Genomic DNA, 11,742 nt, shown 5'->3' with positions numbered 1-11,742 from the left:
TGCATTATTCACCAACTGGCAAAAACCTGATTGTGAGGACATCTCAAAAAACAGACTGTTTTTCAGCCAGATCGCTAGATGAACTTCTTGCCAAGGCTTTCGAGGATTTTCCAAAGTCTTCATGAATAATGCAGGTTAGCACTTTTTTTCTCTACGGGTGTAACACAATACAACACATCGATTAAAAAACATCTACGGGCAGTAAAATAAACTTTTGTAACAGAGGATGTTAAGCACTGTTGCAAGATCGGGCAGAATCGGAGGATATCGTTCCTTTCGGCTAAACCCCTGTGGTACACTGCAAAGCGTACTCGCTCGTAAGTATGTAGGAGAAAACCTGAGTGTTAAGAGTCGCTGTTGTGGGTTCAGGGCCGGCCGGTTCTTCGGCGGCAGAAACATTAGCTAAAGCAGGCATTGAAACCTATTTATTTGAACGCAAATTAGATAATGCTAAACCCTGTGGTGGAGCGATTCCTCTCTGTATGGTGAGCGAATTTGACCTACCTCCTGAAATTATCGATCGCCGGGTGAGAAAAATGAAAATGATCTCCCCCTCTAACGTCGAAGTCGATATTAATCTCGATAATCAAGAGGAATATATCGGAATGTGTCGTCGGGAAGTCCTCGACGGTTTTATGAGAGAACGCGCCCATAAATTAGGAGCGCATTTAATCAACGGAACCGTTTACGGTCTCGACATTCCCACCAATAGCACCGATCCCTATACCCTACACTACGCCGATCACTCCCACGGCAATTCCCAAGGGGAAATGAAATCTCTGAAGGTGGATGTGGTTATCGGCGCCGACGGTGCTAATTCCCGCATTGCTAAAGCTATTGATGCCGGGGATTACAACTATGCGATCGCTTTCCAAGAACGCATCCGTCTCCCCCAAGATAAAATGGCCTACTACGAAGACCTGGCCGAAATGTATGTAGGAAAAGACGTATCCCCCGACTTCTACGCTTGGGTATTCCCCAAATACGATCACGTCGCCGTCGGTACTGGCACAATGAAGGTCAATAAAGCCATGATCAAAGACCTACAAGCTGGTATTCGCGCTCGCGCGGCCCGTCGTCTGGAAGGGGGCGAAATCATCCGCGTGGAAGCTCACCCCATCCCCGAACATCCCCGTCCTCGTCGTGTAGTTGGTCGCGTGGCCCTCGTAGGCGATGCTGCGGGAACAGTTACCAAGTCTTCGGGAGAAGGCATCTATTTCGCCGCTAAATCGGCGCGGATGTGTGCCGAAACCATTGTCGAAGTCACTAACGGCGGCCAACGTATTCCCACAGAGGACGAATTGAAACTCTACCTCAAGCGTTGGGATAAGAAATACGGTATGACCTATCTGGTATTAGATATCCTGCAACGGGTTTTCTACCGTACCGATGCCACCCGGGAAGCTTTTGTGGAAATGTGTTCCGATAAGGATGTACAGAAGATGACTTTTGACAGTTATCTCTATAAAACCGTTGTTCCCGCTAATCCTCTCGTACAGATGAAGATTACCGCTAAAACCATCGGTTCTCTCCTGCGCGGTAACGCTTTGGCCCCTTAAAATCAATTGATAACCGGAAAACCCAATCTCCCCATGGCGGTGGTTGGGTTTTCTTTTGGGTTGTCCCTTCTTGTCTTCTCTAATTCAAATAAAAATGCCGAAAAAATATTTGATACTATAGTCATTTCAATTAAGATTGAGAATATCAATCCCAGAGTTCATAAGGGTTTTGTCGGTCTAGAGTGTATCAGACTTATCTGAAATGACTATAAATCCGCTGAGTATAGGCTACATATCAGGAGAGGCACTCCCCTTGCAGGAGTGCCTCTTAAATTATGACAGATGTATTAGCAGCTGCGTGTAAGCATCTCACCGAAAAACTAATGCGCGGGGGGTTTGGGGGCGGCGCCACGCCCCCAACGGGGGGTTTGGGGGGTAGAACCCCCCAAAGGCTTGGATTGAGAGATAAAATCGGAAGTAATACGGCCATCCGTTGAGTATGGACTACATATCAAGAGAGGCACTCAGGCAAAACGGAGAATAAATAATCAGTTTTTAATAACTGGATTTAGTATGATAAGCTGTTAAGCAATTTAAATGCGCGGGCAGCTGACAGGACAGTTTATGCCCTTTTGTTAAAGGGGAAGTCAAGATAGATGGTGTAAATGCGCTACTATTTAATGGTAAAGCCGTCCTCAAGAGACGGGGTTTCGGACTCAATTTTTCGATGACCAGAGTAAATCCGAAGTTAATTATTCATGGGGGAGCGAGTTCCCTAGAGGATAAAGGTGGTTTAGAATCAGTGCGCGATTCTCTCCGGGGGATTGTCAAGAATATTTACAACCTCCTTGACAATGGTGCTACTGCTGTGGAAGCGGTGACAAAAGGATGTATGTTACTGGAGGATGAACCGCGATTTAATGCTGGGACTGGTTCGGTGGTGCAATCGGACGGTCAGGTGCGAATGAGTGCAGCCTTGATGGATGGTCGTCACCAGCGTTTAAGCGGTGTCATTAACGTCTCGCGGGTACAGAATCCCATTAGCCTGGCTCAATTTCTCCAAAGTCAAGAGGATCGCATTCTCTCGGAAATTGGGGCTGCAGATCTGGCCAGAGAATTACAAATTCCCCTCTATGATCCCCTAACCGATTATCGGATTCAAGAATGGATGGAGGAAAGAAAGACGAATTTTAATCGCAAAATGGCCCGTTTATTCGCCGACTCCTCAGCGCGACGGGGAACTATCGGGGTAGTAGCTCTTGATCAACAAGGAGACATCGCCGCCGGAACTTCTACCGGAGGTAAGGGATTAGAAAGAATCGGTCGCGTTAGTGACAGTGCCATGCCGGCCGGCAATTATGCGAATCCATGGGCGGGAGTAAGTTGTACGGGGGTCGGGGAAGATATTATCGATGAGTGTTTAGCCGCTAAAGTGGTCATTCGCGTCACCGATGGTTTTTCCCTCGCCGCTGCCGTGGAGAAATCGATGCACGAATCCCAAACTAATGGTCGGGATCTGGGCATGATTTCCCTTGATCGTCAGGGTAATATTGTTTGGGGGAAAACGGCGGAAATTCTCTTGGCTGCCTATCACGACGGTCAGGCGATCGGTGATACCCTAGAATGGCACGGTGAAAATGCGGGTTTAATCGGTCATGTCGCCGTCGGATAGTGGAACAAACTGCGATCGAGCCTAGTCTTCTCGGTTAATCTGTGCAAGATACTTCTTCTCGAAAAATCTCCGTGTGGCAATATATTATTCCTATTTTTGACCCCGATGTGAAAAACTGGTCAGCCGAAGCGCGATTATTGCGCTGGATGACTTTTTTGTGGCTGTTAGTCGGGTTAGTGGTGCTTTTTTCTGCTTCCTACGCTCTGGCTGACAGTCGCTTTGATAACGGACTATACTATTTTATCCGCCAATTAATCTGGCTTTGGATTGGCTTAATTGGCTTTAATTTCTTGGTGCGATTGCCGATCGAGAAACTCCTCAAAATCGCCCCCTGGATGATTTTATTAGTTTTAGGATTAATTTTGATCACTCTCATCCCCGGTTTGGGAGCTAATATCAATGGTGCCACCCGTTGGATTAAAATCGGGCCGATTCTCTTGCAACCGTCGGAATTTATGAAACCGTTTCTCGTCCTGCAAGGAGCGGCGGTTTTCGGTGGATGGCCGCGTTTAAATGTCAATCAACGGTTAACTTGGATCGCTATTTTTGGGCTAATTCTAGCCGGCATCCTCTTACAACCTAACTTGAGTACCACTGCTCTGTGTGGTATAACTCTCTGGCTGATCGCTCTTGCCTCCGGTCTGCCTTTATCCTACATGACCAGTAGTGCTTTACTGGGTTTAACCATGGCCGTGGTTAGTGTTACTTTCCGCGAATACCAGAGAAAACGGATTTTATCTTTCTTAGACCCCTGGCAGGATCCCCGGGGTGATGGTTATCAATTAGTGCAGAGTTTACTGGCGATCGGTTCTGGCGGAACCACTGGCAGCGGTTACGGTTTATCCCAACAAAAATTATTTTATCTACCCTTCCCAGATACGGATTTTATTTTCGCTGTCTTTGGCGAGGAATTTGGTTTTATTGGCGGTATTTTACTGTTAATCATGCTATTTCTCTACGCTACTCTCGCCCTGATCGTGGCGGTTAAATGTCGTCATCGCATCAAAAAATTAGTGGCGATCGGGGCGATGGTTATTTTAATCGGTCAATCTCTGTTAAATATCGGTGTGGCTACTGGTTCTTTACCCACTACGGGCCTACCTTTCCCTCTCTTTAGCTATGGCGGCAGTTCCAGTTTAGCCAGTCTCTTTTTAGCCGCCCTCTTAATCCGGGTGGCTAGGGAAGAAAATGACCCCGATCCAGTTCCCACCAATAAAAAAAGTCCTCAGAAAACTGTCTCGGTTTTCAGTCATCAGTGATGAATTATGAATTATGAATTATGAGGTGGGGAAGTGGGGAAATTGAACTAAAACCCCAAGACCCCAAAACCCTAACACCCCAAAACCCCAAAACCCTATCACCTTATCTCCTGACGACCGACTCCTAACCCAATGTTCGACAAAGATAAGCAAAAATCATGTATTGACTCCAAAAACTTGAGAATATTTAAATTAACATTCCGCAATATTTACAAATTCTTAAAAATTAATTGAGAAAGATTTTTATTTAACAACGATGTTATTATGGTTACAGCGATTTTACTGAATTTCATAGTGGCCTATTTTGTGCTTTTTTGGACATCAACGCTTGAAACCCTTGCCACAGCTAGAAGGTAATCCTAATCAAGACGGGTAAATGAGTCAATTTCACCCACAACGATGATCTTTTTTTTGTGTAGTTTTATTGCAAAAAAAAAGTTTTTTTGACAAAAAGCACAAAGTATGCTGCTGTCAACGGACTTCGTGGGTGTTGAGGGGAGAAAGGAGCGGGGGTGTGGGGAGAATAAAGCTGCCTTTTGCCTCCTGCCTTTTGCCTCCTGCCTTTTGCCTCCTGATTATTGATTACTGATCACTGATTACTGATTACTGATTGGGTGTCACCTGATCGATAACCTTGAGAGTGCCGTCATCCTTAACAGTCCAGACATCGTAACTACCGACCACATCGCCATTTTCATCGATATCCACATTGCCACTGGCCCCTTGATAGTTAATATCCTCGCCTTTGCGAATCATTTCCATAGCTTGACAAGCATCGGTTACTTCCGTCCCCGGACCATTAGCCACCTCACGAATCTTGCTTTGAATCCCTTCCCCGGTGTTAGATTTAGCCGCCTCAGCTGCTAACATCAATAAAACCGCCGCGTCCCAAGTATGGGGAACAAAAGCGGTGACATCCTTGCCGGTCTTTTCCTTCCAGAGAGTAGTAAAAGCACTTAAAGCTTGACCGTCGGCCCCCGGGACTGTACCTAGGGCGCCGGCAATAATTGACTTACCATCGGTTCCTTTCCCCACCTGTTTGGTGAAATCTTCCGAATAAACCCCATCAGTGAGGAGGACAGTAACTCCTTTGGTCAACCCCTGTTTATAGGCCGCTTGTAGTAATAAACTGCCCGTTTCAGCGTAAAGGACTGCCGCTACAGCATCCGGTTGGTTAGCGAAGGCAGCCGCCGCTTCACTATCGAGAGTGGCAGCTTTCGGGTCATAACGGACGGGATTCTGCTTATTAGTGATAGTACCGCCTAATTTATCAAAAGCACTCACGAATTCCCGTTCAAATCCGACTCCATAATCGTTATTGATCACGACGGTGGCCACATCTTGAAAACCCTTTTTCTTAGCTAGGACTGCTAAAGCTTGAGCTTGGTAGGTATCCGGGGGAGCCGTCCGCGCCCAAAAACCTTGAAAATCGCCTTTTTTCGCCCTGTCAGTAAATACGGGACTGGTGCTACCCGGAGAGACTAACATAACTTTATTTCTCACCGCCACATCGACGGCTGCTCCCGATACACTACTGGCAAAAGAACCGATCACACCGGCTACTTTATCCACCTCCGCTAGTTTCGTCATCGCCGAAGCACCGGCGGCGGGATCGGTTTGGTCATCTTCTTTCACGAGGGTGACGGGTTTGCCATTGACTCCACCACAGGCATTGATAGTCTCTACCGCTAGGGCGGCTGCTTCGGGCATATTTTGACCAATGGCGGCTAAATCTCCAGTAATGGGCAGTAAGGCTCCTAATTTTAAGCCTTGATCACCGGGGGCAGTGGTGGTGGGACTAGAGGCGTTGTTATCCGGGGTTTGGGCATTATTACAAGCGGTTAAAAAGTTAGCTAAGAGGCTGATGCTCAGGGTTAGGGCTAGGGGCGATCGAATATATCTCTGCATGGCAGTAAAATCAAGGATGAGTTAAGGTTGCAAGGCTGAAAAACCCGGACTGGGAAAATTCTAATCGATGTTAGCATTCTCTTCAAATCAAACAGGTTTTCATCTTAATTTAGATATTGATGGAAAAAATGGCTAATTTGTTCGATCTATGCCGTGGGGTGTGGGGTGTGGGGAAGTGGGGAAATGGGGAAGTGGGGAAGTGGGGAAGTGGGGAAGTGGGGAAATGGGGAAGTAGAGCATTTGGCTGAAATTTCCCTAAACCCCTAAACCCCTAAACCCCTAAACCCCTCAATCTCTAAATCCCTATCTCCTGCCTCACCCCACCAACAAACTTTTTCAGTAAACCCCACTTAGGAAGCTTTGGCTAAAACGGTGTTCTGGTTTAAAAACTGAATCGCGGTTTGGTATTGACTATCTTTTTCGGTGCCGATTTCCTCATAGGTGATCGGTTCCTGGGCCACCAGTTGATCCGGCATAATTCCTAACTTATGAATATCATGGTGGCCGGGAGTTTCATATTTAGCTACGGTAATCGCTAATCCTGCGCCATCGGGTAACTCGAATAGGGACTGAATTAATCCCTTACCGAAAGTCTTTTCTCCCACTAAAACCCCTCGCTGATTGTCCTGTAATGCTCCGGCTAAAATCTCGCTGGCGCTGGCGGTTCCCTGATTGACTAAAACCACTAGAGGCGCATCGGTTAAAGCATTGCCAGCAGCGGCAAAACTATCGGCAATTCCCTCACGATTAACCGTATAAACGATAGTTCCCTGATTAATCCACATCCGAGCGATTTCTATGCCCGCTTGCAGTAAACCACCGGGGTTATTTCTTAGATCCAAAATATAACCCTTTGCCCCTTGTTTTTGTAGGTTCGTCACCGCTTCCGAGACTTCTTTAGCAGCGTTAGCACTAAATTGATTTAAGCGCACATAACCGATGGGCAAGGAACTAGAATTTTTATCCAAAACCGCCACCACTGGACTTAAAGAAATGCGTTGACGGGTTAAAGATAGGGTTTTTGGTTGACTTTTTTGATAGGGAAGAATCACCAAAGAAACTTCTGTTCCGGCAGTCCCGCGCATTTTTGCCGCCGCCGCATCGAGGGTTAAAGTAGTGGTATCGATACCATCAATAAACAAAATGCGATCGTGGCTAGTCAAACCAGCGGCCTCGGCAGGAGAACCGGCAAGGGGGGCAACCACTTCTAAGTAACCATTGTCGGGATTGATATTAATTTGCAGTCCTACCCCCGATAATTCCCCCGTGGTGCTAATTTGTAGGTTATGGTATTGATCCGGTCGCAAGAGACGGGTAAAGGGTTCATCGAGGGTGGCTAACATCTGTTCGATCGCATTATAGGCCGCCGTCCGATCGTTGAGGGGTTTTTTGATGAATTGTTCCCGCACCTGCCACCAGTTTTGATGATTAAATGTGTCATCATAATAGGATTGGTTGACTAATCGCCAAGATTGCAGTAGTAATTTTTGTTCTTCGCTAAAGGCGGCTGCTGTGGGTGTCCATGCCATCCAAGTCAGACAAAACCAAAATCCCACTAATAATCCCACCCACAACGATTTTTTTCTCATCTTGCTTCTCTTATAAATCAAGTGCTGATCTGCTGATTATTTTCAGTATAGTCTTTTCTCTGAAATCGATTGGCTCTCTTATTCTTTGTGTGATCAGTTTAACTTATATAGGAGCGATCAATCTTTGTGTCCTTTGTGTCTTTGTGGTTCGTTCCACTCGCTGGGTGCATCTCATTTTTGTAAATCTACCAATTGGGATTTTTACGGGGAAACTCTCGGCTAAGATCGGGCATTACTTTCGGTTTTATCGCTCAATCCCAGCTTTTGGGGGGTAGAACCCCCCAAACCACCCGTTTGGGTAGGGTTGATTCATGAATCAACCCTACCCAAACCCCGGAGCGCATGAGCTTTTCGGTGGGATGCTTACACGCAGCTGCTGATATATTTGTAATCATCTAAGAGTCACTGATAATTGCTGATTGTCGGTATTCCCGCAAATGTGAGATGCACCCCACTCACTCGCTGGCGGAACTGTATCTTAGAATACATTTTACCCACCAAACCCAAGAGAGCCATCGATTCTTATCTGACAACTCTTTCCCTTGAAGGCATTCCCATAAAAAAGAGGGTAGTTATGGTTAACTACCCCAAAAAATTCTCCTAGATCGGTGCCATTAAGCGATCGCTTAATTGTTCAGCTACTAGACAGCCACAACTTTTTTGCTGACTTGGGTTAATTGCCCTTTAGCATATTTGGCTGCGTAATCATCGAGGGACATTTGTTTGATTTTGCTGGCGTTACCGGCGGTACCAAATTGTTGATAGCGATCGGCACAAACTTTCTGCATATAGGTGATCGAGGGTTTCAGGAAGAAACGGGGATCAAACTCTTTCGGGTTGCTGAATAGTGCTTCACGAACTGCGGCGGTAATTGCTAAACGGCAGTCGGTGTCGATATTGATTTTACGCACACCACTCTTGATGCCTTTTTGGATTTCTTCCACGGGAACACCGTAGGTTTCGGGGATAGCGCCACCGAATTGGTTGATTAATTCGAGGAGATCTTCGGGAACCGAGGAAGAACCGTGCATAACCAAGTGAGTATTGGGTAAGCGGTTATGAATTTCTTCAATACGGCTAATAGCGAGAATTTCGCCGGTGGGTTTGCGGGTAAATTTGTAAGCGCCGTGGCTAGTACCAATGGCTACTGCTAAAGCATCTACTTGAGTTCTTTCGACGAAATCCACCGCTTCATCGGGATCGGTTAACAGCATCGAGTGATCTAATTCCCCTTCAAAACCGTGGCCGTCTTCCGCTTCTCCTTTACCAGTTTCTAGGGAACCTAAACAACCGAGTTCTCCTTCCACACTAGCACCGATCGAGTGGGCAACTTTTACCACTTCAGCAGTAACGTTAACGTTGTACTCGTAGGTGGCGGGAGTTTTAGCATCCGCTTCTAAGGAACCATCCATCATGACGCTGGTGAAACCGTTACGGATGGCCGAGTAGCAGGTGGCGGGTTCATTACCGTGATCTTGGTGCATCACGATGGGGATATGAGGATAGGTTTCCACCGCGGCGGTGATCAGGTGACGCAGGAAGTTTTCCCCTGCATATTTGCGCGCACCGCGAGAAGCTTGCAGGATAACGGGGCTGTCGGTGGCTGCCGCCGCTTGCATGATCGCTTGGATCTGCTCCATATTATTTACGTTAAAAGCGGGGATGCCATATCCGTTCTCAGCCGCGTGATCCAACAATAACCGCATGGGGACGAGTGCCATATCCTTTACTCCTTAATCTATTTCTTGTTTTTTGTCTCTTTAAATTCAAGAAAGTTAATTCTCTTACCTGTTAATCTTAAGATAGTTTTTACACTTTGACGATCCCCAAAAAAAATTTTTTCGGGTTTCGTCCTAAGATGACCACAATCTCCGTTGCGGTGGGCCGTTAAGTAGTTCGTGCGTATTAAATAGCAGCTGGGGAATCGGCAATTTTTCCGGGCAGCGAGGTAAACAATCACCACATTCAGTACAATTATTCGCCTTGCGTCCGGGGAACCAATGACCAGCATTTTCCAGCATTCGATAGCGATACTGGCCAAAATCGGTCATTTCGTAAGCTACTGCCAGATTCCGCAGTCTCAACACTTCAGGGATGTTAATATTTTCGGGACAGGGTAAACATTGATAACATTGGCTACATAAATCTGTAGCCAATTTATCGGTTAAATGTGCCTCTAAACGCTTAAAAACGGCAATTTCTGCCGCATCTAAGGGCTGATCTCGTTCGGATACGTTAATAATTGCCTCTAATTCCTCTGGGATCGCTGCCCCGACGCTGAGGGTAGTAATGCGCGGATCACTCAATAAAAAGCGATAATTTAGCTCTAGGGGTGAAAAAGGGGCGCATAATTCCTCTAGCTTCTTGGGAGGTCTGTGGAGACTACCTCCCTTATCAGCAGGGGAAATAATAAACACACCCATGTCCTTTGCTCTGGCTAAAGCGATCGCTGGTTGCTGTCTTTGCCAAAAAAAATAGTAATGGATATTGACAAAAGCGAAGAAATCTGTATCGATCGTCTCCAGAATAATTTCTAGGGGTGCATGGGTAGAAAAGCCAATATGGCCGATTTTTCCAGCTTCCTGGGCCATAAAAACGGCTTTCATGCAGCCTTGCGGGTCTTTAATCCAGTTTAAATGCTCGCGGGTGTTAATACCGTGAATTGCTAGACAATCGAGGTAATTTAATTGTAATCGTTCTAGGGATTCGGCGATCGCTTTTTCCATAGTTTGGCGATCGGGAGTGGGGACTAATTTCGTAGTCAGATAAACCCGCTCCCGCACCCCTTGACGCTGCAGGTAGCGACCGAGAAAAACTTCGCTATTACCGTAACCTCTGGCCGTTTCTAGGTGATTAATCCCCAATTCTAGGGCGCGATCGAGTGTTGCGGCAAATACCGACTCTGAGGACAAACAGCGCATTGTCCCCAGGGAAAACAGCGAAAATTGCCAATTAGTACGGCCAAATCGTCGATAACGCATTGATTCACGGATTTATTCGAGGTATAAAAGTCTGTCCAATTGAGAGGTTTAGTTTCTTGATTTTCGTATTCTTGTATTTGCCAGAGGATTGCCATAGCCGTATGCTTTAAAGAGATTAAAACTTGCTTAAACTGACTTGTTTTCTCTGGTTGCAAGCTAGGATCATTTAAAAAAGGCTTGGCGATCATCTTAAAAGATTCTAGGGAGTTGTGGGGAAAATAGCTAATATATTTGGTTCTTCCGAACTTACACTGTAGAAAATTCCTCAAGTTCCCTCTCTGCCCAGCAATGCTCTACAGTTGATAAATATCAATCTAATAAAAACTCAAAGCCTTAGTATATCTGGACTTCCCCGTTGACAAAAGGCCATAACCTGTGCTGTAGAAGGGATTAAGAGAATTTCCAGCGCCCCGTTACTGGGTACAAATTAGGGAAACTCCCAATAAATCTAACGCTTTTTGTTGCAGTTGGGTCGGTCGAGTTATCTTAGAAAAACGATAACTTCCCTCCCTAATCGTACATTCCACTGTATTCAAGCAAATTGTCCCCAGGTCTTCCAACAAAGTCCGAAAACTATGCACAGGGAGGTTCTCTTGATTCCGTTTTTTTCTCTCTTTAGATTGCACCGATTCACTGCGACTCGCCTTAATCACATTCAGACAACTATCATCAATTTCTTCATCCTCAAATAATAAAGGAGCCAAAGACTGTTTTAAATGCCATTCCACATAATAAGCCAACATACATAAAAAGATATGAGCTTTGACTCTATCACCCTTATAATGATAGATAGGACGTACCTTTAAATCAATTGACTTATAACAGCGAAATGCC

General features: G+C 45.9%; 10 protein-coding genes and 2 pseudogenes. 5 read left to right on the top strand and 7 right to left on the bottom strand.

Going from position 1 to position 11,742, the window contains the following annotated elements; all coding sequences use genetic code 11:
* Window positions 1-341 precede the first annotated feature (341 nt).
* The gene (gene chlP / locus IM496_RS04445; protein ID WP_194016680.1) at window positions 342-1,559 is read left to right on the top strand and encodes a geranylgeranyl reductase; all 1,218 of its coding nucleotides are present in this window, start codon (window positions 342-344) and stop codon (window positions 1,557-1,559) included.
* A 2-nt stretch (window positions 1,560-1,561) separates the two neighbouring features.
* Here chlP and IM496_RS04440 read toward each other — a convergent pair whose 3' ends face one another.
* Window positions 1,562-1,684: a hypothetical protein gene (locus tag IM496_RS04440; protein WP_287661330.1), complete on the bottom strand. Its 123-nt coding sequence runs from the start codon at window positions 1,682-1,684 to the stop codon at window positions 1,562-1,564.
* A gap of 542 nt (window positions 1,685-2,226) precedes the next feature.
* Here IM496_RS04440 and IM496_RS04435 point away from each other — a divergent pair.
* A complete protein-coding gene (locus IM496_RS04435; protein WP_287661329.1) occupies window positions 2,227-3,171 on the top strand; it encodes an isoaspartyl peptidase/L-asparaginase in 945 nt (314 codons plus the stop codon).
* 71 nt (window positions 3,172-3,242) lie between these two features.
* Window positions 3,243-4,430, top strand: coding sequence for an FtsW/RodA/SpoVE family cell cycle protein (locus tag IM496_RS04430; protein WP_036395883.1), 1,188 nt, complete (start codon window positions 3,243-3,245; stop codon window positions 4,428-4,430).
* A 603-nt stretch (window positions 4,431-5,033) separates the two neighbouring features.
* Here the strand turns inward: IM496_RS04430 and IM496_RS04425 are convergent.
* Window positions 5,034-6,338 (bottom strand): ABC transporter substrate-binding protein, encoded by a 1,305-nt coding sequence (locus tag IM496_RS04425; protein WP_287661328.1) that lies wholly within the window; start codon window positions 6,336-6,338, stop codon window positions 5,034-5,036.
* A gap of 350 nt (window positions 6,339-6,688) precedes the next feature.
* On the bottom strand, window positions 6,689-7,927 hold the full coding sequence (ctpA, locus tag IM496_RS04420; protein WP_287661327.1) for a carboxyl-terminal processing protease CtpA: 1,239 nt from the start codon (window positions 7,925-7,927) through the stop codon (window positions 6,689-6,691).
* 59 nt (window positions 7,928-7,986) lie between these two features.
* Here ctpA and IM496_RS04415 point away from each other — a divergent pair, with 59 nt between their 5' ends.
* Both IM496_RS04415 and IM496_RS04410 read left to right on the top strand, forming a co-directional pair.
* Window positions 7,987-8,202, top strand: a complete 216-nt coding sequence (locus tag IM496_RS04415) for a hypothetical protein (protein ID WP_223212993.1) — start codon at window positions 7,987-7,989, stop codon at window positions 8,200-8,202.
* A pseudogene (locus IM496_RS04410) lies at window positions 8,120-8,326 on the top strand (hypothetical protein). The gene IM496_RS04415 and the pseudogene IM496_RS04410 overlap by 83 nt, the downstream one beginning before the upstream one ends.
* 242 nt (window positions 8,327-8,568) lie before the next feature.
* Here the strand turns inward: IM496_RS04410 and fba are convergent.
* The 4 genes and pseudogenes from fba to IM496_RS04390 all read right to left on the bottom strand — a co-directional run.
* The gene (gene fba, locus IM496_RS04405) at window positions 8,569-9,648 is read right to left on the bottom strand and encodes a class II fructose-bisphosphate aldolase (protein WP_002744497.1); all 1,080 of its coding nucleotides are present in this window, start codon (window positions 9,646-9,648) and stop codon (window positions 8,569-8,571) included.
* Window positions 9,649-9,780: 132 nt separating this feature from the next.
* A complete protein-coding gene (locus tag IM496_RS04400; RefSeq protein ID WP_287661326.1) occupies window positions 9,781-10,908 on the bottom strand; it encodes an aldo/keto reductase in 1,128 nt (375 codons plus the stop codon).
* Window positions 10,794-11,096: a hypothetical protein gene (locus IM496_RS04395; protein WP_287661325.1), complete on the bottom strand. Its 303-nt coding sequence runs from the start codon at window positions 11,094-11,096 to the stop codon at window positions 10,794-10,796. Before IM496_RS04395 ends, IM496_RS04400 begins: the two co-directional genes overlap by 115 nt.
* Window positions 11,097-11,321: 225 nt before the next feature.
* A pseudogene (locus IM496_RS04390) lies at window positions 11,322-11,742 on the bottom strand (IS1634 family transposase); the annotation flags it as partial.

It is taken from the genome of Microcystis sp. M049S2 (assembly GCF_020245625.1).
GTDB lineage: Bacteria > Cyanobacteriota > Cyanobacteriia > Cyanobacteriales > Microcystaceae > Microcystis > Microcystis ichthyoblabe_A.
The sequence above is the reverse complement of the archived record's forward strand: the minus strand, read 5'-3'. Positions and strand labels throughout refer to the sequence as shown.

What these genes read in the sequence shown, in the direction of transcription:
- IM496_RS04400 (WP_287661326.1), bottom strand. Translation starts at nt 10,908, where the DNA reads ATGCGTTATCGACGATTTGGCCGTACTAATTGGCAATTTTCGCTGTTT.
- ctpA (WP_287661327.1), bottom strand. Translation starts at nt 7,927, where the DNA reads ATGAGAAAAAAATCGTTGTGGGTGGGATTATTAGTGGGATTTTGGTTT.
- IM496_RS04440 (WP_287661330.1), bottom strand. Translation starts at nt 1,684, where the DNA reads ATGACTATAGTATCAAATATTTTTTCGGCATTTTTATTTGAATTAGAG.
- IM496_RS04435 (WP_287661329.1), top strand. Translation starts at nt 2,227, where the DNA reads ATGACCAGAGTAAATCCGAAGTTAATTATTCATGGGGGAGCGAGTTCC.
- fba (WP_002744497.1), bottom strand. Translation starts at nt 9,648, where the DNA reads ATGGCACTCGTCCCCATGCGGTTATTGTTGGATCACGCGGCTGAGAAC.
- IM496_RS04395 (WP_287661325.1), bottom strand. Translation starts at nt 11,096, where the DNA reads ATGATCGCCAAGCCTTTTTTAAATGATCCTAGCTTGCAACCAGAGAAA.
- IM496_RS04425 (WP_287661328.1), bottom strand. Translation starts at nt 6,338, where the DNA reads ATGCAGAGATATATTCGATCGCCCCTAGCCCTAACCCTGAGCATCAGC.